This window comes from Micromonospora sp. URMC 107 (assembly GCF_051386315.1).
Classification (GTDB): domain Bacteria; phylum Actinomycetota; class Actinomycetes; order Mycobacteriales; family Micromonosporaceae; genus Micromonospora.
Map to the genome: position 1 here is coordinate 1 of NZ_JBPQTK010000070.1, position 22,025 is coordinate 22,025.

General features: G+C 75.4%; 23 protein-coding genes. 9 read left to right on the plus strand and 14 right to left on the minus strand.

Annotated features, from left to right (window positions below; genetic code table 11):
• Positions 1–30: 30 nt before the first annotated feature.
• From rpsO to truB, 3 genes are all read right to left on the minus strand, one after another.
• The gene (gene rpsO, locus ACSNN9_RS17160) at positions 31–300 is read right to left on the minus strand and encodes a 30S ribosomal protein S15 (protein ID WP_121396038.1); all 270 of its coding nucleotides are present in this window, start codon (positions 298–300) and stop codon (positions 31–33) included.
• A 181-nt stretch (positions 301–481) separates the two neighbouring features.
• Positions 482–1,411, minus strand: coding sequence for a bifunctional riboflavin kinase/FAD synthetase (locus ACSNN9_RS17165; protein ID WP_436674292.1), 930 nt, complete (start codon positions 1,409–1,411; stop codon positions 482–484).
• A 57-nt stretch (positions 1,412–1,468) separates the two neighbouring features.
• Positions 1,469–2,353: a tRNA pseudouridine(55) synthase TruB gene (gene truB / locus ACSNN9_RS17170; protein ID WP_436674293.1), complete on the minus strand. Its 885-nt coding sequence runs from the start codon at positions 2,351–2,353 to the stop codon at positions 1,469–1,471.
• A 242-nt stretch (positions 2,354–2,595) separates the two neighbouring features.
• Between truB and ACSNN9_RS17175 the strand changes: the two genes are divergently transcribed.
• Together ACSNN9_RS17175 and ACSNN9_RS17180 are read left to right on the plus strand one after the other, a co-directional pair.
• Positions 2,596–2,907, plus strand: coding sequence for a hypothetical protein (locus ACSNN9_RS17175; RefSeq protein WP_436674294.1), 312 nt, complete (start codon positions 2,596–2,598; stop codon positions 2,905–2,907).
• A gap of 195 nt (positions 2,908–3,102) precedes the next feature.
• On the plus strand, positions 3,103–4,035 hold the full coding sequence (locus ACSNN9_RS17180; protein ID WP_436674296.1) for a hypothetical protein: 933 nt from the start codon (positions 3,103–3,105) through the stop codon (positions 4,033–4,035).
• Positions 4,036–4,038: 3 nt separating this feature from the next.
• Here the strand turns inward: ACSNN9_RS17180 and ACSNN9_RS17185 are convergent, their stop codons facing one another.
• The 11 genes from ACSNN9_RS17185 to rimP all read right to left on the minus strand — a co-directional run bounded on the left by ACSNN9_RS17185 (position 4,039) and on the right by rimP (position 15,531).
• Complete coding sequence (locus tag ACSNN9_RS17185; RefSeq protein WP_436674298.1) at positions 4,039–5,364, minus strand: MATE family efflux transporter; 1,326 nt, start codon at positions 5,362–5,364, stop codon at positions 4,039–4,041.
• Between the two features lie 46 nt (positions 5,365–5,410).
• Entirely contained in the window at positions 5,411–6,382 is a 972-nt protein-coding gene (locus ACSNN9_RS17190; RefSeq protein WP_436674299.1) for a DMT family transporter, read from the minus strand.
• 1,139 nt (positions 6,383–7,521) lie between these two features.
• Complete coding sequence (locus tag ACSNN9_RS17195; RefSeq protein WP_357872344.1) at positions 7,522–7,731, minus strand: DUF6186 family protein; 210 nt, start codon at positions 7,729–7,731, stop codon at positions 7,522–7,524.
• Entirely contained in the window at positions 7,731–8,138 is a 408-nt protein-coding gene (locus tag ACSNN9_RS17200) for a hypothetical protein (protein ID WP_436674301.1), read from the minus strand. The genes ACSNN9_RS17195 and ACSNN9_RS17200 overlap by 1 nt, the downstream gene beginning before the upstream one ends.
• 87 nt (positions 8,139–8,225) lie before the next feature.
• Positions 8,226–9,308, minus strand: coding sequence for a DHH family phosphoesterase (locus ACSNN9_RS17205; RefSeq protein ID WP_436674302.1), 1,083 nt, complete (start codon positions 9,306–9,308; stop codon positions 8,226–8,228).
• Complete coding sequence (rbfA, locus tag ACSNN9_RS17210) at positions 9,305–9,802, minus strand: 30S ribosome-binding factor RbfA (RefSeq protein ID WP_436674303.1); 498 nt, start codon at positions 9,800–9,802, stop codon at positions 9,305–9,307. The genes ACSNN9_RS17205 and rbfA overlap by 4 nt, the downstream gene beginning before the upstream one ends.
• 158 nt (positions 9,803–9,960) lie before the next feature.
• The gene (locus tag ACSNN9_RS17215; RefSeq protein ID WP_101414636.1) at positions 9,961–10,254 is read right to left on the minus strand and encodes a DUF503 domain-containing protein; all 294 of its coding nucleotides are present in this window, start codon (positions 10,252–10,254) and stop codon (positions 9,961–9,963) included.
• An 87-nt stretch (positions 10,255–10,341) separates the two neighbouring features.
• On the minus strand, positions 10,342–13,353 hold the full coding sequence (infB, locus tag ACSNN9_RS17220) for a translation initiation factor IF-2 (RefSeq protein WP_436674305.1): 3,012 nt from the start codon (positions 13,351–13,353) through the stop codon (positions 10,342–10,344).
• Between the two features lie 93 nt (positions 13,354–13,446).
• The gene (locus ACSNN9_RS17225; RefSeq protein WP_091620735.1) at positions 13,447–13,779 is read right to left on the minus strand and encodes a YlxR family protein; all 333 of its coding nucleotides are present in this window, start codon (positions 13,777–13,779) and stop codon (positions 13,447–13,449) included.
• Between the two features lie 16 nt (positions 13,780–13,795).
• On the minus strand, positions 13,796–14,839 hold the full coding sequence (gene nusA, locus ACSNN9_RS17230) for a transcription termination factor NusA (protein ID WP_436674306.1): 1,044 nt from the start codon (positions 14,837–14,839) through the stop codon (positions 13,796–13,798).
• Positions 14,836–15,531 carry a ribosome maturation factor RimP gene (gene rimP, locus ACSNN9_RS17235; protein WP_436674307.1) on the minus strand — a complete coding sequence of 232 codons (696 nt, stop codon included), beginning with the start codon at positions 15,529–15,531 and terminating at the stop codon, positions 14,836–14,838. The genes nusA and rimP overlap by 4 nt, the downstream gene beginning before the upstream one ends.
• Positions 15,532–15,760: 229 nt before the next feature.
• Here rimP and ACSNN9_RS17240 point away from each other — a divergent pair, with 229 nt between their 5' ends.
• The 7 genes from ACSNN9_RS17240 (at position 15,761) to ACSNN9_RS17270 (ending at position 22,023) form a co-directional block, all read left to right on the plus strand.
• Positions 15,761–16,210, plus strand: a complete 450-nt coding sequence (locus tag ACSNN9_RS17240) for a hypothetical protein (protein WP_436674309.1) — start codon at positions 15,761–15,763, stop codon at positions 16,208–16,210.
• Complete coding sequence (locus tag ACSNN9_RS17245) at positions 16,207–16,653, plus strand: ferritin-like domain-containing protein (protein WP_436674310.1); 447 nt, start codon at positions 16,207–16,209, stop codon at positions 16,651–16,653. The genes ACSNN9_RS17240 and ACSNN9_RS17245 overlap by 4 nt, the downstream gene beginning before the upstream one ends.
• Before the next feature lie 64 nt (positions 16,654–16,717).
• On the plus strand, positions 16,718–17,305 hold the full coding sequence (locus ACSNN9_RS17250; RefSeq protein ID WP_436674312.1) for a PadR family transcriptional regulator: 588 nt from the start codon (positions 16,718–16,720) through the stop codon (positions 17,303–17,305).
• Complete coding sequence (locus tag ACSNN9_RS17255; RefSeq protein WP_436674314.1) at positions 17,302–18,060, plus strand: ABC transporter ATP-binding protein; 759 nt, start codon at positions 17,302–17,304, stop codon at positions 18,058–18,060. The genes ACSNN9_RS17250 and ACSNN9_RS17255 overlap by 4 nt, the downstream gene beginning before the upstream one ends.
• On the plus strand, positions 18,057–20,759 hold the full coding sequence (locus ACSNN9_RS17260; RefSeq protein ID WP_436674316.1) for an FtsX-like permease family protein: 2,703 nt from the start codon (positions 18,057–18,059) through the stop codon (positions 20,757–20,759). Before ACSNN9_RS17255 ends, ACSNN9_RS17260 begins: the two co-directional genes overlap by 4 nt.
• A gap of 28 nt (positions 20,760–20,787) precedes the next feature.
• On the plus strand, positions 20,788–21,288 hold the full coding sequence (locus ACSNN9_RS17265) for a nitroreductase/quinone reductase family protein (RefSeq protein ID WP_436674318.1): 501 nt from the start codon (positions 20,788–20,790) through the stop codon (positions 21,286–21,288).
• A 9-nt stretch (positions 21,289–21,297) separates the two neighbouring features.
• Entirely contained in the window at positions 21,298–22,023 is a 726-nt protein-coding gene (locus tag ACSNN9_RS17270) for a nucleotidyltransferase domain-containing protein (protein ID WP_436674320.1), read from the plus strand.
• Positions 22,024–22,025: the final 2 nt, after the last annotated feature.

Below are 22,025 nucleotides of genomic sequence, written 5' to 3' on the forward strand. Positions count from 1 at the left end.
GCGGCCGGGGCGGGCCGCTCCCCCGTCACGTCACCGGCGCAGACCGAGCCGCTCGATGAGCGACCGGTAGCGGTTGATGTCCTTCTTCTGGACGTAGTTGAGCAGCCGACGGCGGCGGCCGACCAGCAGCAGCAGCCCACGGCGGCTGTGGTGGTCGTGCTTGTGCACCTTCAGGTGCTCCGTCAGCTCGGCGATCCGCTTGGTGAGGACCGCGACCTGCACCTCCGGCGAACCGGTGTCGCCGTCGGCGGTCGCGTACTCCGCGCGGATCTTGGCCTTGGCTTCCTGGTCGAGCGCCATGTTCTCCCTGTTTCGTGGGTTGTTCGATGGTGTCCGTCGGATCGGTCTGTGGACCGGAAACGGACCGGTACCTCGCACCCGCGGCGTCGTGCAGGCACGCGAGGCCCCACGTCGGTCAGCCGACGTCCCCGCCAGACTACCAGCCCTGCCGGGCGGCGGCCTGTCAAGGGCCGCGACGCGGTCAGTCGAGCACGCGCCGGGTCCGCTCGACGTCCTGGTTCATCTGGGCGATCAGCGGCTCGATCGCGTCGTAGCGGATCTGCCCGCGCAGGTGCGCCACGAAGTCCAGCGCCAGCCGCTCGCCGTAGAGGTCGCCGGTGAAGTCGAGCACGTACGCCTCCACCCGCCGCTCCCGGCCGGAGAATGTCGGGTTGGTGCCCACGGACACCGCCGCCGCCAGCGGATCGGCGTGGCCCCGGCGCACCAGCCGCGCGGCGTAGACGCCGTCGGCGGGCACCGCCGCGTACCGGTGGCAGAGCAGGTTGGCGGTGGGGAAGCCCAGCTCGCGGCCGCGCTGGTCGCCGCGGACCACCACACCCTCCACCCGGTGCGGGCGGCCGAGCGCGGCGGCCGCCGCCGCCACGTCCCCCGCGTCGACGCAGGAGCGGATGTACGTGGAGGAGTAGACCGTGCCCGCCTCGGCGACCAGCGGGGCCCCCTCCACGGCGAAGCCGAAGGTGCGGCCGAGCCGCTCCAGCAGCGCCACGTCGCCGGCGGCCTTGTGCCCGAAGCGGAAGTTGTCCCCCACCACGACCAGGGCGGCGTGCAGGTGCTCGACCAGGATGTCGTGCACGAACGCCTCGGCGGGCAGCCGGGAGAACTCCGGAGTGAACGGCACCACGCAGAGCACGTCCACGCCGAGCGCCTCGATCAGCTCGGCCTTGCGGGCGGTCTCGGTGAGCACCGCCGGGTGCGAGCCGGGGCGCACCACCTCAGCCGGGTGCGGGTCGAAGGTGACCACCACCGACTGCACGCCCAGCTCGCGAGCCCGGGACACGGCGTGCCCGATGGTCGCCTGGTGTCCCTTGTGCACTCCGTCGAAGACGCCGATGGTGACGACCGACCGCCCCCAGCCACCGGGCGCCGCGTCGTACCCCCGCCACCGCTGCATGCCGCTCCTCCCCTGCCTCTCCGGCGGCCCGCGCCGGCCGCCGCACCTGCGCCCCCGTCAGGCGGGGGCGAACACGATCTCCGCGCGGGCCCGGCCGTCCCGCTCGCTGACGATAGCGATCAGCCCGCCGTCCGGGCCGAAGACCGCGTAGGGGCCGGATATTCCCGCCGGGTCGAGCGGCCCGCCGTGGGAGAGGACCTTCGCCTCGTCGGCGCCGGCGGCGCGGCGCGGGAAGAACCGCTCGGCCGCCGCGGCCAGCGGCAGGTTCACCACCTCGGGGGCGCGCTCCGCCAGCTCGTCGAGGGTGGCGGCCTCCGCGAGGGCGAAGCTGCCGACGGCGGTACGGCGCAGCGCCGTCAGGTGGCCGCCGACCCCGAGTGCCAGGCCCGCGTCCCGGGCGAGCGCCCGGATGTACGTGCCGGAGGAGCAGGTCACGTCGATGTCCACGTCCACGACGTCCGGCGCGTCCCGGCGTACCGCCAGCAGTTCCAGCCGGGACACGGTGACCCGGCGGGCGGGCAGTTCGACGCTCTCGCCCTCGCGCACCCGCTTGTACGCCCGCTGCCCGTCGATCTTGATGGCGCTGACCGCGCTCGGCACCTGGTCGATCTCGCCGGTCAGCGCGGCCAGGGCCGAGCGGATCGCCTCGTCGGTGACCTGGCCGGCCGGGGTGGTGGCGATCACGTCGCCCTCGGCGTCGTCGGTGACGGTGGCCTGGCCGAGCCGGACGGTGGCGGTGTAGCTCTTGCCCGCGCCGATCACGTAGGTGAGCAGGCGGGTGGCCCGCCCGACCCCGATCACCAGGACGCCCGTCGCCATCGGGTCGAGGGTGCCGCCGTGCCCCACCCGACGGGTCCGCGCCAACCGGCGGATCCGCGCCACCACGTCGTGCGACGTCATGCCGCCGGGCTTGTCGACCACGATCAGACCGTCTGTGCTCACGACACCCAAGCCTGCCAGACCGGGCCGGACGCCCCGCCGCCGCCGTACGTCCGGTCGGTCGCTCCTAGACCAGTCGGGCAGTTTTCCGCCTCCGGGATCGGGCGGGAGCACGCCGTCGCCTGGCAGGTGCGAAGATCGCTCGCCCCCTCCGCGTACCCACCCCTGGATGACCCATGAGCACCAGCTCCGAGCACCTCGGACAGGCAGCCCGGCCGCAGCCTGAGCCCACGAGACCACCGGCCGTGGCGGCACCAGAGCCCACCGGGACGTCGCCCGCCCATGAACACCGCGCCCGCGTCGACCTGCCGGAGTGGATGCGTAACCCCACGCCGCCACGACGGACTCCCGGCCGCATCGCCGCGGAACTCCTCGATCGGCTGCCGGTGCTGCGCGCCGCCCGCCGGTCGCTGTGGCGGCGGCATGACCCCACCCAGCGGACCGAGTCCCGCCCGGTGATCACGGTGGTCGTGTTCCTCGCCACCGTGACAGGGACGATCGCCCTGGTCGGATGGTTCTTCTACTGGCTGTACCTGAGCCTGCGCGACACGATCTGACGGGACACGATGCACACCGATCCGCGTACCGCCGGCTCCGAGCCCGCCGGTCGAGTACCGCCGGCCGACCGGCACCAACCGGCCGGACAACTCCCCCCGGCTGCCTTGACGCCGCCCGTCGGCGCGACACTGGCCGCCGACCAGCCACCTCCCGCCAATGGCGTCGAGGGCCGACGGGATGTCGCATTCGCCGAAGTGGAGCAGGTCAGCCTGCCCGATTGGATGCAGTCGATGGGGGCCGAGCACCAGCCGGCCGGGCTGGACAGGATGCGCTTCTTCTGGGCCAGACACAACGGCCCGCTCACGGTCGGTGTCGCGCTCGCGCTCGCGCTTCTGATGCTCGGCGCGGGCGGATGGATGGTCGTGCGGGTGGGCGACGGGCTTCGGGCCGCGACCGCCGCGCCGACGCCGAGCGCGTCGCCCGAGCCGACCAGCGCCGTCGGCACTCCACGCGATCTCTTCGCCGGTACCCCGGCGGCGTCCTTCGCCCATCGGGAGGAGGCGATCGTCCTGCCGGCGGTCACCGCCCAGGGCCCGTTCGACAAGATCCAGGTGCGGGCCGCGCTCGACTCGGTACGGAAGGCGCTCATCGAGAGCCGGCTGGAGACCGCGATGCTGGTCGGCGACATCGAACCCTTCCTCGGCCTGCTGGCGCCGGACTCCCGCGCGGAGATGCGGCCGTACTTCGACAACGCCCGCTTCCTGCACGTCGCCACAAGGATGGAATCCCGGGCGGACTGGGAGTACGACATCCGCGCGCAGGGACGGATCAGCTACCGCGCCAGGACGGTGGCCGGGGTCCGCCTGCTGGAGGTGACCACCGAGTTCGTCTGGGCGTACCCGTTCGACGTGATGCGCCGGGCACCGGCCGGCGCCGGCCTGGTGGCAGTCCGCGACCGGGTGGTCTGGCAGGTGCCTCACCCGAAGGACGTTCCGGCGTCGTCCCGAGGGCTCTGGCTGGCCTCGGCGAGGGCCGTCACCTGGAACGCCGACTGCGCCTGGCTGCGCGACGGCTGGCTGAACGTGATGCAGTGGCTGCCGGACCTGCACGGCCCTCGCGTGCCGGGCGGTGATCCGGGCGACTTCTTCGACCTGGCCGCTCCGATGACGACCACCTCGAGGTGCTGAGGCTCAGCGGACCGCGCCGACCACGGCCCAGCCCCCGGAGCGTAGCCGCAGCAGCAGCGCGACCAGCCGGACCACCACGAACAGCGTGAGCCCCGCCCAGATGCCGCCGAGCCCGAGGTCGAGCCCGTACGCCAGCCAGATCGCCGGCAGGAAGCCGCCGAGGGCGGCCACGAGGGTGAGGTTGCGCAGGTAGCGGACGTCGCCGGCGCCGATCAGCACCCCGTCGAGGGCGAACACCACACCGGCCAGCGGCTGCATCGCCACGAACCACGGCCAGGCGAGCATGGCCTGGTCGCGTACCTCCGGGTCGGAGCTGAAGAGGCCGGGGAGCACGCCGGCGCCGGCGGCGATGAGCACGGCGAACGCCACGCCGCAGGCGCCGCCGAGCAGCCCGATCCGGCGGGCGAGATCCCGGGCCGCCGCGTCGTCGCCGGCCCCGAGGGCGGCCCCGACCAGCGACTGGGCGGCGATGGCGAGCGCGTCGAGCACCAGGGCGGTGAAGAACCACAGTTGCAGGGCGATCTGGTGCGCGCCGACGGCGGCGGCCCCGAAGCGGGCGGCGACGGCGGTGGCGGAGAGGAAGCTGGCCTGGAACGCGACGCCCCGGATCAGCAGATCCCGGCTGAGCGCCAACTGCTGCCCGATCAGCCGGGGCCGGGGCCGCAGCGACACCCGTTCGGCGACCAGCGCCCCGGCGAAGAGCGCCCCGCAGATGGTCTGGGCGACCACGTTGGCCACGGCGGAGCCGACCAGGCCCAGCCCGGCCGGATAGACCAGCAGCGGGCAGAGCACGGCGGAGAGCAGGTTCGGGCCGAGCACGAACACCAGCGGACGACGCATCTCCTGCACGCCGCGCAGCCAGCCGTTGCCGGCGGCGGCGAGCAGCAGGCCGGGCGCGCCGAGCGCCGCGACCCGCAGCCACTGCGCGGCGGCGTCGGCCACCTCCCCCGAGCCTCCGGCGAGGATACGCGCCAACGCTCCGGCGCCGACCTGCATGCCGAGCGCGACCAGCACCCCCACCGCGAGGGCCAGCCAGGACGACTGGACGCCCTCGGCGACGGCGGACGCCCGGTCGCCCGCCCCGAACCGTCGGGCCGACCGCCCCGTGGTGCCGTACGCGACGACGGTGCCGAGCCAGGCGATCAGCGTCAGCACCGTCCCGCCGACGGCGAGGGCGGCCAGCGGCACCCGACCGAGGTGCCCCACCACCGCCGTGTCCACGAGCACGTAGATCGGTTCGGCGGCCAGCACCACCAGCGCCGGCAGGGCCAGCGCGGCGATCCGGCGGGGCGTGGCGGCCCGGGGTCCGAGGGCGACGGATTGGCTCATCGCCGCCGATCCTGGCACGGCTCGGTAAGGATCGCAAGGAAGACGATCACTTACCGGGAGTCGGCCTGCCCGGAGTCAGGTGGACGACGCTCACGGCGCCGAGCAGGAGCACTCCCCCGACGAGCACCGGCCCGGGCAGCGACTCCCCGACCAGCCAGGCCGCCAGCAGCACGGCGGTGAGCGGCTCCGCCAGGGTGGACAGCGCGGCGGCGCTGCCGGTGGTGGTGCGCAGCCCGGCGTAGAACAGGGCGTACGCCACCGCCGTGGTGACCACCCCGAGGTGGACCAGCAGGCCGATCGGCGCGAGCCGGGCCGGGACGCCGATCCCCTCGGCCAGCGCGATCGGGGCCAACGCCAACGCGCCGACGACGGCGGAGACGGTGGTGAGCGTCATCGGCGCGACGCGCTGCGCGGCGTGCCGGCTCAGCACGGTGCTGGCGGCGTAGCCGACGCCGGAGCCGAACGCCGCGAGCAGGCCGAGCAGCGGGCGCGGCGCCGTCGCGCCCGGCTCCCCGACCGACACCGTGATCAGCACGAGGCCGGCGACGCCGGCCACCAGGGCGCCCAGCATGGTCCGCCCGGGCAGCCGGCGCGCGCGCAGGGACTCCCACCCGAAGATGAGGACGGGGGCGAGGCCCAGGCTGACCACGGTGGCCACCCCGACGCCGCCCGCCGCGACGGCGAGGAAGTACAGCGCCTGGTAGCCCCCGAGCCCGAGCCCGATCAGGACGAGGGCCACCGGTTGCGACCGCAGCGCCGCGAGCACCGGGCCCAGCCGGTGCGCCACCAGGGCGACCAGCACCACCGCGCCGATGGCGAGGCGGTAGAAGCCCACGCTTGTCGGGGTGAGCGTCGTGGACTCGCGGACGAGGTGCACCGCGACACCGGTGGTGCCCCAGAGCACGGCGGCGCCGGTGACGTGGAGCAGCCCCCGGCGGGCGCCGACGCTCGGCGCGGGACGGGGGCGACGCGGGGTGGACGGGGACGTGGACGGCGGGAGAGAAGACGATCGGGTCACGGGTGCGCTCCAGGCAGGATCGGGCCGCTGACAGGGTTACGTCAGTCGGAGCGCACGCACGACGGAGAGGCGGCGGGCGTTTCCACCCGGGTCCTGCGGGGGTCGCCGCTCAGGCGAGCCGCCCTGCGAGTGGACCGGCGGCCGTCCCGCAGGGGAAGGCGGGCCGGTGGCGTGGCGCTCCGGTCAGGAGCGCGGCGGGGGCAGAACGCCCCGGAACGACCTCATGCCCGAACCCTAGCGGAGAGCCGCCCCGGCGTGCCTCGGCATTGCGCGTGGCGGTGGCCGGGGCGTGGCTGAGACGTGCTCGCCGAGCAGGTCGCCCTGCTCGGCGGTGAGGTCTCGGGCGACGGCCTGGAGCGGGAGACGCGGACGCCCGGGCCGGGCAGTCGAGCCAGCGGCGCGCCTCGGCGCGGCTGCGGAACCGGACCACCGGCAGCGCCGCCGCGTGCGGGGCGACGGCGCTGGGCAGCCGCGGGCGTGGTCGCGGAGGACCAGCAGGTCGGCGCGGGGAGGGGGTGCTCCTACCGGCGCCCGCGCCATCGACGACGGGAGCCCGGCGCATGCCGGGACCGTGGCGGTCCGGCGGTCCGGGCGGAAAGCCGCTCCGGCGGCGAGGTCGGCGGACGCTCGCGACCCGGACCCGGACCCGGGTGGGTGTTGACGCTGTCGGCGCGGGGCCGGGGTGGGCGGTGACGCTGCCGACGCGGGACGCCGGCGGCGTCACCGCCGGTCGGCGTTGGTCACTGACGGGTGTCCATGGACGTCTGCAGCGCGCGACGCATCTGCTCGCGGGCCTCGTCGGTGGTCTGCGGCTTGGGCTTGCTCGGCATGGTGGTCCCCTTCCAGGGCGTGGGCCGCCGACGGGCGGCAGCCCTCACGGGCGGTGGTGCTGAGCGCCGGCAGCGGTCCGGGATCACCGGAGCGGCTGTGGGCAGCGGAAGCCCGGGTCGGTCCGACCCTGGAGGGAGGCGCCGCCGGGTGTGGCGACACCGCCCACGGCCCGCGCCGCCACACGACGCCGGCCGATTCCCAAGCTATCGTTCAGTTCCACATACTGCCCGCTGTTCCCGCGATTTGGACTCACGTTCGCGTCCGGGCCGGCGCGCGGCACGGCTCCACGGGGAAGGCGGGGCGCCCGGTCAGCGGGCCAGGAAGTGCCAGCCCAGCCACCACCAGAAGCCGAACACGCCGATCCGGCCGACCGGCACCGGACCCACCTCGTAGCGCATCACGTAGGCGCAGACCTCGCCGAGCGTGGGGATCCGGGAGCCCTCGCGACGGGCCGCCCACTCGACGGCGGCGAAGAGCAGCAGGGAGGCCAGGAAGCCACCGATGGCCAAGGTCCGCATCATCGCCGCACCAACCCCCAGAACGCCGACAGCCAGCCCATCCAGGCCGCCGAGCGGACCAGGTGGTCCTCCAGCAGCGGATCGGCCAGCCGCGAGAAGGTGGGAAAGTCGTCTCCCGCCGCCAGCACGAACGTGGTCCCCTCGAAGACCCCGAAGACCACCACCGGCAGGGCCCACCAGGCCGCCGGGGCGCCCAACCGGCGTGGGGCGGGCCGCCGGGGAACCCGGTTGCTCAGGCCCAGCCAGATCAGCACCCCGCCGGTGCCGAGGGTCCAGAGATTGGCCTCGGTCGAGAAGGACGGGAACCGGCCGCCGACCAGCGAGAGGCAGACGAGCACCGGCACGGTGACGGCGGGACGGTCCCAGGCGCGGGGCGCCTCGACGGTGAGGTCGTGGGGCTGTTCCATCCCGCGATTCTCCCCGTACCGGCCGGAACCGGGAAGACGGACACTCCCCGAGCTCACCCTGATCTTCCCGCGCCCGGCCCTTGCGGATCAGTGCCGGCCGGGGCCGGTCAGCGCGCCGTCGAGCTCCGCGCGGATCCGGTCGACGACCTCGTCGACCGTCCCCGAACCGGTGAAGCCGGCGGCGAAGCGGTGCCCACCGCCGCCCAGCGCGACCGCCACGCGGCTGACGTCCACCGCGCCCTTGCTGCGCATCGACACCGCCCAGTCGCCGGTCGACGTCTGCTTGACCACGCAGCTGACGTCGGCCTCGGCGGTGCACCGGACCGAGTCGATCAGCGCCTCCAGCACGTACGCACGCTGGTCGTGCCGGGCCAGGTCGTCCTGGGTCGCGTACGTCCACACCAGACCGTGCCCGGCGGCTGCGGCGGGCTCCAGGCGGGCCCGGCCGAGCACCTCGCCGAAGAGGCGGACGGCGCCGAACGGCCGGGTGTCGAAGATCCGCCGGGAGATGTCACCGGGCCGGATGCCGGTCGCCAGCAGGCGGGCCGCCAACTGGTGCACCGCCGGGGTGGTCGCCTCGAACCGGAACGAGCCGGTGTCGGTGCTCAGGGCGACGTAGAGGCACTCCGCGATCCCGGCGTCCAGCGGGACACCGAGCCGGGCGAGCAACCCTTCGGCGACCACCGAGGTGGCCGCCGCGTGCGGGTCCACCAGGTTGGTCCGGCCGAAGCGGGTGTTCGACGCGTGGTGATCGAGCACCAGCGCGGCGCCGGCGGTCTCCAGCCGGTCGACCAGCTCGCCGAGCCGCGACTCGCTGGCCGCGTCGAAGCAGATGACCAGGTCCGGGTCCGGGTATGCCTCGGCCGCCGGCACCAGCAGGTCGAGCCCGGGCAGGCCCCGGAACGGCTCCGGCACCTCCGGCGGGCCGGGGAAGGTCGCCTGCATCCGCCGCACACCCAGCCGACGCAGCCCGAGCCCGAAGCCGAGCATGCTGCCCAGCGCGTCCCCGTCCGGGTTGACGTGGCAGATCAGCAGCACCCGCCCGTCCGGCGGCAGGTCCCGCACGGCCGCGACGCCGGCGGCCCACTCCGCCTCGGTCGGGCCGGAGTCGGCCGGTGGCGTCGCCTCGGCGAGGGCGCCACCGGCCGGTCCGCCGGAGGGCTGCGTCACCGCGGGTCCCCGCCCCGGGGCGGGGTCTCGTCCTCGTCCTCGTCGCCGTCCTCGTCGCGCGCCTCGCCGTCCTCGTCCTCGTCCAGCCGGTACGGCTGCGGCTCGCCCGCGTACTCGGCCCGGGCGGCGAGGCGCTGCACCTCGGCGTCGGCGTTGCGGGCCTGGGCGAGCAGGTCGTCGATGTGCTTGACCTGGTCCTGCACGTCGTCCAGGACGAAGGTCAGCGTCGGCGAGTGCCGCAGCCCGAGCGCCTTGCCGACGGTGCTGCGCAGCATGCCCTTGGCGCTCTCCAGCGCCGCCGCCGTGCCCGCCTGGGCCGCCGCGTCGCCGAGCACCGTGTAGAAGACGGTGGCGTCGCGCAGGTCGGCGGTGATCCGGGCGTCGGTGATCGTGATCATGCCGAGCCGGGGGTCCTTGATCTGGCTGCGCACCACCGACGCGACCAGTTCACGCACCCGCTCCGCGTGCCGGCGTACCTTGGCCGGATCCGACATCTTCGCCACCTCCACGGCGTCCCGCTCCCGACCGCCGTCCGGGCGACGCGGAGCGCCCCGGAGCCGACGGCCCAACAAACTCGAACACTACCCGCGCGGCCACCCGCGTCGCGCGGCGCCGGCTGCGTACCGGCCTCCGGCGGACGGGCGCCGCCGGGTCAGTCCTCTTCGCCGTACAGCCGCCGGCGCACCGAGAGCAACTCGGTCTCCGGCCGGCCGGCCACCAGGCGCTCGCAGGAGTCCAGCACCTCGCGGACGTGCGACGCCTCGGCGGCCACCACGGCCACGGCTATCTCGGCCCGACCGTGCAGGTCGAGCGCTCCCACTTCGGCGGCCGAGACCTCGAAGCGGCGCAACGCCGCGACGATCGGCCGTACGTATGATCTCTTGGCCTTGAGCGACCGGGAGTCGCCCGGCAGCAGCAGGTCGAAGACCGCGGTTCCGGTGAACATCGCCCCGGACGATACCCGCACTGACCCCCACATGATCAAGGGGTTTACGCCTTTCGGCGTAAACCCCCCGATCAGTGGTTCAGCGGATCAGGCGCGAACCTTCTCCCGCATCTCGAAGGTCTCGATGATGTCGCCGACCTGGACGTTGTTGTAACCGCCCAGGGTCAGACCACACTCGAAGCCCTCGCGCACCTCCGTGGCGTCGTCCTTGAACCGCTTGAGCGAGCTGACGGTGAGGTTGTCCGCCACCACCGCCCCGTCCCGCAGCAGGCGAGCCTTGGCGTTGCGCCGGATGATGCCCGACCGGACGATGCAGCCGGAGATGTTGCCGATCTTGGACGAGCGGAAGACGTCGCGGATCTCCGCGGTGCCCAGCGCGACCTCCTCGTACTCCGGCTTGAGCAGGCCCTTGAGCGCCGCCTCGATCTCCTCGATGGCCTGGTAGATCACGGTGTAGTACCGGATCTCCACAGCCTCGCGGTCGGCGATCTCGCGGACCTTGTTGGCGGCCCGCACGTTGAAGCCGATGATCGTGACCGGCTCGGACGAGGCGCTCGCGAGCATGACGTCGCTCTCGGTGATCGCACCCACGCCCCGGTGGATGATCCTGAGCTGGACCTCCTCCGGGATGTCGAGGTTGAACAGCGCGTCCTCGAGGGCCTCCACGGAACCGGAGACGTCGCCCTTGAGCACCAGGTTGAGCGAGGTCTTCTCGCCCTCCTTGAGCTGCTCCATGAGCGTCTCGAGAGTCGCCCGGCCGCGGGAGTTGGCGAAGGACGCCGCCCGCCGCCGTGCCTGCCGCTGCTCGGCGATCTGCCGCACCGTGCGGTCGTCCGCCGCGGCGAGGAACGTGTCACCGGCACCCGGCACCGCGGTCAGACCGAGGACCAGCACCGGACGCGCCGGACCCGCCTCGGCGACCTGGTTGCCGTTCTCGTCGAGCATCGCCCGGACCCGGCCGTGCGCCCCACCGGCGACGATGGAGTCGCCCGCCCGCAGGGTGCCCTTCTGCACCAGCACCGTCGCCACCGCACCGCGGCCCTTGTCCAGGTGCGCCTCGATGGCCACACCCTGCGCCGGCCCGTCGATCGGAGCGGTCAGCTCCAGCGACGCGTCGGCGGTCAGCAGGACCGCCTCGAGCAGCTCGTCGATGCCGATGCCCGGCTTCGCCGCCACGTTGACGAACATGGTGTCGCCGCCGTACTCCTCGGCGACCAGGCCGTACTCGGTCAGCTGCTGGCGGACCTTGTCCGGGTTCGCCTCGGGCTTGTCGACCTTGTTGACCGCCACCACGATCGGCACGTCGGCCGCCTTGGCGTGGTTCAACGCCTCGATCGTCTGCGGCATGACGCCGTCGTCGGCCGCGACGACCAGCACCACGATGTCGGTGACCTGGGCACCACGGGCACGCATGGCGGTGAACGCCTCGTGACCCGGGGTGTCGATGAAGGTCACCGCGCGGTCCTCGCCCTCGTGCGGCACGTGGACCTGGTAGGCACCGATGTGCTGGGTGATGCCACCCGCCTCGCCGGCCACGACGTTCGCCTTGCGGATCGCGTCGAGCAGCTTGGTCTTACCGTGGTCGACGTGACCCATGACGGTCACGACCGGCGCACGGCTGACCAGGCGGTCCTCCGCGATCTCGGCGTCGAGGTCGATGTTGAACTGCGCGAGCAGCTCGCGGTCCTCGTCCTCCGGGCTGACGATCTGCACGTCGAAGCCGAGGTGCTCACCCAGCAGCAGCAGGGTCTCGTCGGAGCACGACTGGGTCGCCGTGACCATCTCGCCCAGGTTGAACATCTCCTGGACCAGCGAACCCGGGTTGGCGTTGATCCTGTCGGCGAAGTCCGACAGCGAGGCGCCACGGGAGAGCCTGACGACCTGACCCTGACCCCGGGGGGCACCCGAGCTCATGGTCGGAGCCGACAGGTTGTCGAACTCCTGTCTGCGCTGCTTCTTGGACTTGCGGCCACGCGTCGGCCGGCCACCCGGACGCCCGAAGGCACCCGCGGCGCCGCCGCCACGACCACGACCGCCACCGCCCGGACGACCACCGCCGCCGGCCGGGGCACCCGGACGGAAACCGCCGCCCGGAGCGCCGCCGCCGCCACCGGGGCCGCCACGGTAGCCACCGCCACCGCCGGCGCCGCCACCGGGACCGCCGCGGAAGCCACCGCCACCGCCGCCGCCACCGGGACCGCCGCGGAAGCCACCGCCACCGCCGCCGCCACCGGGACGACCCGCGCCGCCACCGGGACCGCGACCGGCGCCACCGGGGCCGGGGCGACCGGTAGCGGGACGCTGGCTCGGCATGGAGGCCGGGCTCGGACGGGGCGGCATGGAGGCCGGGCTGGGGCGCGGCGGCATGCCGGCCGGGCTGGGCCGGGGACCACCAGCACCGGCGGCCGGGGGCCGCTGCTGCTGCTGGCTGCCCTGGATGCCGAACGGGTTGTTACCGGCGCCGCGCGCCGGCGGACGCCCGCCCGGACGACCACCCGGGCCCGGCGTCGGCGCGCCGGGACGACCGGCGGCCGGGGAACCCGGGCGGGGCGGCATGGCACCCGGACCCGGTCGGGGACCGGGACGGTTGCCACCGTCCGCCGGGGGCTCCCGGCGGACGTTCTCACGCTGCTGCTGCCGAGCGGCCTGGGCGGCCTTGACCGCGGCCTCCTGCTCGGCCTTCAGCGCGGCGGCACGCGCCTCGGCGGCCGCCACCTCGATGTCGTGGGCACTCGCCGGCTTGGCGACCGGGGCCGCGGGCTGCGGCGGACCGGGCACCGGGCCCTTGGGCTTCGGACCGGGCGTCGGCGCGGCCGGCCGCCGGGGCGGCATCGGCTTGGCCGAGACCCGGGGCCCACCGGGGGCCGGAGAGGGCGTCGGGGTCGGGGTCGGCGCCGGGGCGGCCGCCGGTGGGGCGGCCGGTGCCGGCGAGCCGGCGGAGGCGACGAACGCGCTGCGCAGCCGTCGGGCGACGGGCGCCTCGACGGTGCTGGACGCGGACTTCACGAACTCGCCCATCTCCTTGAGCTTGGCGAGAACGGTCTTGCTTTCGACCCCGAGCTCTTTTGCAAGCTCGTGTACGCGGGCCTTACCTGCCACTGCACTCCTCACTCCGAGGTCGTGCGGGCAGCACCCGCAGCGACCTCACTCGTGCACTTGAAGCCTGGTCATTTCAGGGACTTCATCGTGTGCTCATGTCGGTCGTCCTACCCTGCTAGCGACCCTCGCCCGGTCGGGCTGACCGGACGTAGTGGTTGGCGCATCGACGTGCTCCGCGAGCTCACCATGGTCGGGGACCCCGGTGATGCGCAACGCACGCCCGAAAGCGCGTCGCCGCACCGCTTGCGCGAAGCAGGCCGGATCCGGGTGCATGTTCGCTCCCCGACCCGGCAGCCTGCGGGCCGGATCGGGCCGAAGGCTGTGACCAGCCTCGTCGCCGACCGCGACGATCCGCAGCAATTCGCTGGCCGGCGCACGTCGCCGGCAACCCACACAGGTGCGCTCCGGCAGCGCGCGTCGTACCACTGGAGAAAGTCTACCCCTAGGCGCCCGAGATCGCGCCGCCCGGCTCCGGGACGTGATCAGCCCCGCCCCGGCCGGCGGGGCCGGACTGCTCGGCGTCGGACCGGATGTCGATCCGCCAACCGGTCAACCGGGCAGCAAGTCGGGCGTTCTGCCCCTCCCGGCCGATGGCGAGGGAGAGCTGGAAGTCCGGCACGGTGACCCTGGCGGTGCGGCTGGCGAGGTCGACCACCTCGACCCGCAGGGCCTTGGCCGGCGACAGGGCGTTGCCGACGAACGTCGCCGGGTCGTCCGACCAGTCGATGATGTCGATCTTCTCGCCGTGCAGCTCGCTCATCACCGCGCGGACCCGCTGCCCCATCGGCCCGATGCAGGCGCCCTTGGCGTTCACGCCCTGGGTGGTGGAGCGGACCGCGATCTTCGTACGGTGACCCGCCTCACGTGCGATCGCGCCGATCTCCACCGTGCCGTCGGCGATCTCCGGCACCTCGAGCGCGAAGAGCTTCTTGACCAGCGCCGGGTGGGACCGGGAGAGGGTGATCTGCGGCCCGCGCATCCCCTTGGCCACGTGCACCACCACGCAGCGGATCCGCTCGCCGTGCGCGTAGCGCTCGCCGGGCACCTGCTCGGACTGGGGCAGGACGCCCTCCAGCTTGCCGAGGTCGACGCTGACGATGCCCTTCTCGCTGCGCGCCTCGTGGGCCTGCACGACGCCGGTGACCAGGTCACCGTCGCGGCCCACGTACTCGCCGAAGTGCACCTCGTCGGTGGCCTCCCGCAGCCGCTGGAGGATCACCTGCTTGGCGGTCATGGCGGCGATCCGGCCGAAGTCGTGCGGGGTGTCGTCCCACTCCCGCACCACGGTGCCGTCGTCGTCCAGCTCCTGGGCGTAGACCAGGGCCGCGCCGGACTTGCGGTCGATCTCCACCCGGGCGTGCGACTCCGCCCCCTCGGTGTGCCGGTACGCGGTCAGCAGCGCGGTCTCGATCGCCGCGAGGATCGTGTCGAACGGGATCTCCCGCTCGCGCTCGAGTGCGCGCAGCGCCGCGAGGTCGATGTTCACCTCTCCTCGTCCTCCACATCATCTTCGTCGTCGAAGTCGTCGTCGGTGTCGTCCATGTCGTCGGGTTCGTCCGTCTCGTCGATCTCCTCGAGGCGGTGGAACTCGACCTGCACCCGGCCGGGGCCGAGCTCTGCGTACGTCCAGGTGGCGCGGCCGGCGTCGGTCTCCAGCACCACGCGCTCGTCGTCGGCCTCCACCACCCGGCCGGTGACCTGCCGGTCGCCGGCGGGCTGCTCGGCGGGCAGGGCGCCCGCGCCGCGGGCGGTCACCTTCACCAGCCGGCCGACGTTCCGCCGCCAGTGCCGGGGCAGGGTGAGCGGCCGGTCCACGCCGGGGGAGCTGACCTCCAGCTGGTACTCCCCGGCGACGATGTCGCCCCCGGCCTCCTCGGCCGCGTCGAGGGCCGCGGAGACGGCCCGGGAGACCTCGGCGACGGCATCCAGCCTGATCCCGCCGTCGGCGTCCACGATCACCCGCACCACGTGCCGCCGGCCGGCGCGGGAGACGGAGAGCTCCTCGAGGTCGTAGCCGGCGGCGGTGACCACCGGCTCGATCACCTCACGCAGCCGGGCCCGCCGGGCGGCGAGGTCGCCGCGCGGGCCGCCGGCACGCTCCCCGCCCCGTGGGGCGTCGGCGCGTCGGGGCCTCCCCGCCGGACCCGTCGACCTCGTGGCACGGCCACGCTGCGTCATCTCCGCACCCTCCTGCTGATCGACGGCACCCGGTCGGCCGCCATGCCGGCACGCCACCGGAGCTGACGCGCCGGTGGCTGCGCAGAGCGTAACGCGCCTGCCGGGCGCCGGGCCGGGCGGCGCACCGACGCCGGTGACCCACGTACGGCCGGTGATGGTGTTGACTTGTCCGGTGGCGACGGGCAGAACGACACGACGCGGCGAAACAACCGGGCATTCCCGGCGAAACGTGCTGCGCGCCGGGGCGCTCCTGGCGCTCGGCGGGGCGGCCACGCCGCTGACCGGCTGCGGTCTCCTCGACCGCGACGACGACCCCACCCCCGGGCCCGACCCGCTCACGCCGCTGCTCGACGAGTCGCTCCGGCTCGCCGCCGGGCACCAGGCCGCCGCCGCCGCGCACCCCACGCTCGCCAACCTGCTCACCCCGATCGCCGAGGCGCACCGCGCGCACGCGGCCGAACTGGCCCGGGTCATCGGCGTCGCGCCACCCTCGGGCTCCGCCACGGCCACGCCCGCCGCGCCGGGCGACCCGGCGGCGGCGCGGGCCGCGCTGCGCGAGGGCGAACGCGCCGGCCGCGAGGCCGCGACCAGGGCCTGCGCGGCGGCGCCGGCCGAGCGGGCCGCGCTGCTCGCCTCGATCGCCGCCGCCCGGGCCACGCACGTGGAGGCGCTGAAGTGACCGCACCGACACCGTCCGGGCCGGCCGGGGCGCTCGCCGCGGCGCTCGCCGCCGAGTACGCCGCGATCTGGGCGTACGGGCCCATCGGGGTACGCCTCAGCGGCGCCGCCCGGACCGCCGCGCGGGAGGCCGAGGGCGCGCACCGGCGCCGCCGCGACGACCTGATCGTGCGGCTGAGCGCAGGTGGCGGGAGCGTCCCGCCGGACCGGGCCGGCTACACGCTGCCGTTCCCGGTCACCGACCAGGCGAGCGCGCTGCGGCTGGCCGTCGAGGTGGAGGAGCGCACGGCCGCGTTCTGGCGGGCGGCGGTGCCGGCCACCACCGGCGCCGACCGGGACCGGGCCCTGGCCGCCCTGGTCGAGTACGCCCTGCGGGCCACCCGCTGGCGGCGGGCGGCCGGGATCACCCCGCTGACGGTGCCGTTCCCCGGCCGACCCGCCTGACCGGTCGGCCCGCCGACCCCGCTCCGGTTGCGGGTCGCATACCAGGTATGCATACTCCGTTGCCATGTCCATCCGTCACGGGCTGCTCGCCCTGCTCGAACGCGGCCAGATGTACGGCTACCAGCTCCGCGCCGCGTTCGAGGAGTCGACCGGCTCGACCTGGCCGCTGAACATCGGGCAGGTCTACACCACCCTGTCCCGCCTGGAGCGGGACGGGCTGGTCCGGTCGCTGCCCGAGAGCGAGGCGGGGCAGCGCCCGTACGAGATCACCGACGCCGGGCGGGCGGACCTGGCCCTGTGGTTCGCCACCCCGATCAGTCGCAACGACCGGCCCCGGGACGAGCTGGCGATCAAGCTGGCCCTCGCGCTGACCACCCCCGGGGTGGACGTCCGGTCGGTGGTGCAGACCCAACGCAGCGCGACCATGCGGGCGTTGCAGGAGTTGACCCGGTTGAAGTACGCCAGCGACCGCCCCGAGGACCTGCCGTGGCGGCTGGTGCTCGACGCCATGGTCTTCCAGGCCGAGGCCGAGGTGCGCTGGCTGGACCACTGCGAGACCAGCCTCGTGCGCTACCGTCCGGCGGAGCCCGGCCGCGTCCCGCCGACGCCCGCCGAGGCGGTGGACCGGGCGGACGAGGAGGCGCGACGGTGAGCACGGGGAACGGGCCGGCGGGCGGGGGCCCGACCACGCCCGTGCTCGACGTGCGTGACGTGCATCGCACCCACGGCGCCGGCGCGGCGGCCGTGCACGCGCTGCGCGGGGTGAGCCTCGCCGTCCACGCGGGGGAACTCGTCGCCGTGATGGGACCGTCCGGCTCGGGCAAGTCGACCCTGCTCGCCCTGGCCGGCGGGTTGGACGGCCCGACCGCGGGCGAGGTCCACGTGGAGGGACAGCCGCTCGGCGCGCTGGACCGGCGGCGGCTGGCCCAGGTGCGGCGCCGCCGGATCGGCTACGTCTTCCAGGACCTCAACCTGCTCGGCAGCCTCAGCGCCGTGGAGAACGTCGCCCTCCCCCTCGAACTCGACGGGACGGGCGTGCGGCGGGCCCGCCGGCTGGCGCTGGAGGCGCTGGCCGAGGTGGGCCTGACCGAGCTGGGCGACCGGTTCCCCGACCAGCTCTCGGGCGGGCAGCAGCAGCGGGTGGCGATCGCCCGCGCACTCGTCGGCGAGCGCCGGCTGGTGCTCGCCGACGAACCGACCGGCGCGCTGGACTCGCAGACCGGCGAGGCGGTGCTGCACCTGCTGCGCCGGCGGGTCGACGCCGGGGCCGCCGCCGTGCTGGTGACCCACGAGGCGCGGCACGCCGCGTGGGCCGACCGGGTGGTCTTCCTGCGCGACGGGGTGCTGGTCGACACGACGGCCCCGCTGGGCAGCGTGGAGCAGCTGTTGAGCGGCAGCGGTCGGTGAGCCCGGGCCGGAGCGGTCGACTCGCCCGGGCGACCGGCTCCTGGTGGGCCGCGCTGCGGATCGCCCGGCGGGAGGCCCGGCGGGCCCGCGGGCGTACGGCGCTGGTGCTGGCGATGATCACGCTGCCGGTGCTGGCGCTGACCTTCACCGCGGTGAGCTGGCGGATGTCCGAGCTGACTCCCGCCGAGCGGACCGACCGCCAGCTCGGCGCGGCCGACGCGGAGCTGAGCTGGGTGGCGCGGCACCCGATCGTGCAGAGCGCCTGGGGCGACGCCTGGCAGGCCGACCGGGAGGACGCGCCCCCGGCCGGGGTCGTCACCGCCGAGCAGGTGACCGCCCTGCTGCCGGCCGGGAGTCGGGTGGTCCCGCTGCGCCGCTGGGTGCCGTTCGACGCCCGGGTCGGCGAGCGGATCGACGACACGGTCGCGGGACGCGCCGTGGACCTCGCCGACCCGCTCGGGCGGGGGCTGGTCCGGTTCCACTCGGGGCGGGCGCCGGCCGGGCCGGACGAGATCGCGGTCAGCCCGGCGGCCCTGCGCCGCCTCGACGTCCGCCTCGGCGGCGCCGTCACCTCCGGCGACGGCGCCCGCTCCTGGCGGGTGGTCGGGGTGGCCGAGTACCCCGACGACCTGGGCGCGCTGGTGACGCTGCACCCGTCGGAAGGGCGGATGGAGACCGAGCCGGACACGAGCTGGCTGGTCGACCTGCCCGGTGCCGTCGACGAGGGACTGTTCCGCCGGCTCAACGGGCACGGCATCCGGGTCCACGCCCGCACCCCCGCCCCGGCGTCGGACACCGTCACGTTCGCACCGGGCAGCTTTTCCTCGATGGACGTGGAGGGGATGAGCGTCTCCGTGCTCGTCGGCGGGCTGGGGCTGCTGGAGGTGGTGCTGCTCGTCGGGCCGGCGTTCGCGGTCGGCGTACGGCGGCGACGGCGGGACCTCGCGCTGGTGGCGGTGGCCGGCGGGGACGACGCCCACCTGCGCCGGATCGTGCTGGCCGACGGCGTGGTGCTGGGCGCCCTCGGCGCCGCCGTCGGGGTCACGCTGGGCGTCGCCGCCGCGTTCGCCGGCCGTCCGCTGGTGGAGCAGCACCTCTACGGCGCGCGCTTCGGCGCGTACCGCTGCTGGCCGGAGGCCCTCGCGGCGATCGCGGCCGTCGCGGTGCTGGCCGGGGTCCTGGCCGCGCTGGCCCCGGCCTGGACGGCCGCCCGGCAGGACGTGGTGGCGGGGCTGGCCGGCCGGCGCACCCCGCCCGCGCACCGGCGGCGCTGGCTCACGGCGGGAGTGGCCCTGGCCGTCGGCGGGGCGGCGGTGGCCGCGGCGGGGGCGGCCCGAACGGCGCCGGCGGTGATCCTCGCCGGCCTGGTCCTCGGCGAACTGGGGCTGGTCTTCGCCACCCCGACGCTGGTCGGCCTGCTCGCCCGACTCGGGCGGTCGCTGCCGCTGGCGCCCCGGATCGCCCTGCGCGACGCCAGCCGCAACCGGTCGTCCACCGCGCCCGCGATCTCCGCCGTGATGGCGGCCGTCGCCGGGAGCGTCGCCATCGGCGTGTACCTGGCCAGCGACGACGCCAGGTCGGCCACGATGTACCGGCCCGCCCTGCCGTCCGGCACCGTGCTGGTGACCAGCCACGGCCCGAACGAGCCGCCCGCCCTGCCCCGGGTCGCCGAGGCGGCCCGCGCCCACCTGGGGGTACGGGCCGTGGCACCGCTCGCGGAGCCCGGGTGCGGCCAGGAGACCGAGTCGTGCGTGGTCTCGCCGGTGTTGCCGGCCGAGCGCGCCTGCCCGTGGATGCCCGGCGACCGGCTGAGCCCGGCACAGCAGCGGCAGGCCCGCGCGGACGCCCGCTGCGCGGGACCGGAGGAGCACCTCGGCGGGTACTTCCACGTGGTGGTCGACGACGGCACGGCGCTGCCGGTGCTCACCGGCGCCGCCCCCGCCGACGTCGCCGCGGCCACCGCCGTGCTGCGGGCCGGCGGCGCGGTGGTGACCGATCCGCGCTACGTGGTGGACGGGCGGGTCGAGGTCAGGGTGACCCGCCCGGGGCAGGCCCGGCCGGACACCCCGGCCACCACCACCGTCGCCGGGTATCCGCTGCCCACCGGGCTGGGCGCGCACCGGCTGCTGCTCTCCCGGCCGGCCGCCGAGCGGCTCGGGCTGACCGTCCGCCCGCTCGGCTGGGCGATCACCGCCGACGGCGTGCCCGACGAGGACCGGCAGGACCGGTTCGTCGCCGCCGTGCGCCCGCTCGGCGCGCAGGTGGAGATCGAGCGGGGTGCCCTGGCGGACACGGGACGGCCGCTGCTGCTCCTGCTGGCCGCCGCGGCCGGGGTGGTGACCGTGGGCGCCGCCGGCATCGCCACCGGGCTGGCCGCGGCCGAGGGGCGGGCGGACCTGTCCACCCTCGCGGCGGTCGGCGCCGGCCCGGGGCTGCGCCGGCTGCTCTCGCTCTGCCAGTCCGGGGTGATCGCCGTGCTGGGCTCCGTGCTCGGCATCGTCGCCGGCCTCGGCTCCGCGACGATCATCCTGACCGCCCTCAACCGCCGGTACGCCGGCCTGTGGCCGGTCGCGGAGCCGTACCCCGTGGTGGTCCCGTGGACCACGCTGGGCGTCCTGGTGGTGGTGCCGCTGGTCGCGATGCTCGGCGCGGGCCTCTTCACCCGGTCCCGGCTGCCGGTCGAGCGACGTCTCGACTGACGGGCCGCGAGCGGGCACACTGGTCGCCGTGCCCGTACTGGGAGCCCTCACCCGCCGTGTCGGTCACCACCGCTGGTTCGGCGCCGCCGTCCGCCTGCTCGTCCCCGCCGACCGGTTGGTGGGGCGACTCACCCGTGGGCGCGTGGTCGCGCTCGGGCTCATCCCGTCGCTGGTCATCACGACCACCGGCCGCCGCTCCGGCAAGCCGCGCAGCAACCCGCTGCTCTACGTGCCCGACGGCGACGCGTACGTGGTGGTCGGCTCCAACTTCGGCCAGGCCCACCAGCCCGGCTGGGCGATGAACCTGCGCGCCGACCCCGCCGCCGAGGTGGCCGTCAAGGGCCGCCGCGTCCCGGTGCGCGCGCAGGTCGCCACCGGCGCCGAACGGGACCGCCTCTGGGCGCTGCTGGTCACCGAGTGGCCCGCCTACCGGGCGTACGCGCGGCGGGCCGGCGGCCGGGAGATCCTCGTCTTCCGGCTGGTGCCCACCGGGCGCGGCGTGCCGGGCGGGCCGACCGCCCGCGAATAGGGTGGTGCGGTGACCGGCGCCGACGGCGGACCCCACTGCGACGATCCACGCTGGGCGGTGGCCGAGCGCGTCGCCGACGCCGTGCGCCGCCGGTTCCCGGCCGACGTGCTGGCGGTCGCGGTGCACGGCCCGCTCGCCCACGGCGACGACGACGGCGGCGGCAACGGCGAGGTCGGGCTGCTGGTGGTGACGTACCGGCCCGGCGGCGGGCCGTCCCCGGCGACCCGGCGGGTCGACGGCGTGCTGGTCGACCTGACCGTGGCCGGCGCGGACGACTACCTGCGCCAGGCCCGGGTGATCTCCCCGCTCTGGCCGTTGACCGCCGACCGCTACGTCAGCACCCGGGCGCTGCACGACCCGACCGGCTGGCTGCGCACGCTCCGCGACGAGCACCTCGGTCGGCTGGCCCGGGCCCGGCCGGCCGAGTTCAGCACGGCGGCCCGCCGGGCCTGGTACCGGGGCGGCGCGGCGCACGCCCGGGCCGCCCGGCTGGCCGAGTGGTACGAGACCGACCAGGCGCTGCTGATGCTCGGCGAGGCGCGGCTGGCGGCGGCGACGGTCAACGGGCTGCTCAGCCGCACCTACTTCCGCGACCCGGGCGACGCGGTGCGCCGGACGGGCCTGGCGGGCGCGGACATGACCGAGGTGGGCGCCGTCCTGGCCCGCCAGGCCGACGAGCTGGCGGCCCGGGGTCGCCCCGTCGACGGCACGGTCGACGACCTGCTCGACGGCTGACC

Bases quoted from the DNA above. Each gene is read 5' to 3' on its own strand.
- ACSNN9_RS17200 (WP_436674301.1), bottom strand. From the start codon at position 8,138: ATGGAACAGCCCCACGACCTCACCGTCGAGGCGCCCCGCGCCTGGGAC.
- ACSNN9_RS17215 (WP_101414636.1), bottom strand. From the start codon at position 10,254: ATGTTCACCGGAACCGCGGTCTTCGACCTGCTGCTGCCGGGCGACTCC.
- ACSNN9_RS17165 (WP_436674292.1), bottom strand. From the start codon at position 1,411: ATGCAGCGGTGGCGGGGGTACGACGCGGCGCCCGGTGGCTGGGGGCGG.
- ACSNN9_RS17195 (WP_357872344.1), bottom strand. From the start codon at position 7,731: ATGCGGACCTTGGCCATCGGTGGCTTCCTGGCCTCCCTGCTGCTCTTC.
- ACSNN9_RS17185 (WP_436674298.1), bottom strand. From the start codon at position 5,364: ATGAGCCAATCCGTCGCCCTCGGACCCCGGGCCGCCACGCCCCGCCGG.
- rimP (WP_436674307.1), bottom strand. From the start codon at position 15,531: ATGACGCAGCGTGGCCGTGCCACGAGGTCGACGGGTCCGGCGGGGAGG.
- ACSNN9_RS17250 (WP_436674312.1), top strand. From the start codon at position 16,718: ATGTCCATCCGTCACGGGCTGCTCGCCCTGCTCGAACGCGGCCAGATG.
- rpsO (WP_121396038.1), bottom strand. From the start codon at position 300: ATGGCGCTCGACCAGGAAGCCAAGGCCAAGATCCGCGCGGAGTACGCG.
- rbfA (WP_436674303.1), bottom strand. From the start codon at position 9,802: ATGTCGGATCCGGCCAAGGTACGCCGGCACGCGGAGCGGGTGCGTGAA.